1 protein-coding gene and 1 pseudogene are annotated in these 1,101 nt (G+C 65.4%); both read left to right on the top strand.

Annotation, left to right across the window (positions count from 1 at the left end; genetic code table 11):
• Positions 1-102: pseudogene (locus J7360_RS21015) on the top strand (IS3 family transposase); the annotation flags it as partial.
• A 151-nt stretch (positions 103-253) separates the two neighbouring features.
• Complete coding sequence (locus tag J7360_RS21010) at positions 254-940, top strand: DNA-binding protein (RefSeq protein WP_209034765.1); 687 nt, start codon at positions 254-256, stop codon at positions 938-940.
• Positions 941-1,101 lie beyond the last annotated feature (161 nt).

Genomic DNA, 1,101 nt, shown 5'->3' with positions numbered 1-1,101 from the left:
CAGGACAAAGCCACCCGCTGGCTATGGACGTACAACCACGAGCGTCCGAATATGGCGCTCGGCGGCATCACGCCTGCCATGAAGTTGGCGATGGCCGCTTAGCTCCACTTCTGGCGACCGCTAAAAGTGGGGGGATTACCACCGTACGTCCGCCGCACCGCGCCGACCGCCAGTCGGAAACGGGCTGCAATCAGTTGTTTGGTAATAAGAATAGTTGTATTATTATTACCAAACAAACCCGTCGGAGTTGCACATGGACCCGTCCCAAGACGCACGTGATCGCATCCTTACAGCCGCTGACTCGCTGTATGACCAGGCCGGGCGTGAGGTTTTTCCAACCGTCGATGCCGTGCGGAAGGCGGCCAAGGTCAACATGAACGACGCAAGCACCGTCATGAAGGAGTGGCGGCGCATGCAGACCCGCCCAGCAGTGGTGGTGCAGGTGCCCGAGGCGGTACAGCAGGTCGCCAGCACGGCCGTGCTGGCGCTGTGGCAGGCCGCCCAAGACGCCGCCAATGACGCACTGCGTGCCGCCCAGGCTGGCTGGGAAGCCGAGCGCCAGGAAGCGGATGCGTTGAGCCAGCAGATGGCCGACGCCTACGAAGCCCAAGCACGTGAGCTGGAAGCGGCCCAAGCACGCATTGCCGAGCTGGAAGCCGCCATGCAACAGGCCGTCACGGCAGCGGCCACCCACCAGGCCGCCATCGACCAGGTGCGCACCGAGCTGGTGGACCTACAGCAGCGGGCCAGCACAGCTGAGGCCCGCGCCAGCGAGCTACGCACCGAGCTGGATCGGGCGCACCTGGTCGCCGCCGAGCAGCGTTCCGCTGCCGGCCAGGCCAGTGAGGACGCCGCGACTCTGCGCGGTCGCTTGGCCGCTTTCGAGGGGATGGCCACCTCGCCCGCCCCAGTCAAAGCCGCCCCCGGCAAGGGGATGTAAGCCGCCCCACCCCGCGTGCATCCACGTTGAGCATCCTGCCCTGCCAGGATGCTCAACGTGGATGCACTCGTGGCCGGACTGGAGCTGGGGTGACGGAAATTTCGGCGGTTCCGGCTTACCCCCCCTTTATCGCCGTCGATAGCCGCATCGCTCCGATATCG

This window comes from Xanthomonas sp. D-99 (genome assembly GCF_017746145.1).
GTDB lineage: Bacteria > Pseudomonadota > Gammaproteobacteria > Xanthomonadales > Xanthomonadaceae > Xanthomonas > Xanthomonas cissicola.
The sequence above is the reverse complement of the archived record's forward strand: the minus strand, read 5'-3'. Positions and strand labels throughout refer to the sequence as shown.

What these genes read in the sequence shown, in the direction of transcription:
- J7360_RS21010 (WP_209034765.1), top strand. Translation starts at nt 254, where the DNA reads ATGGACCCGTCCCAAGACGCACGTGATCGCATCCTTACAGCCGCTGAC.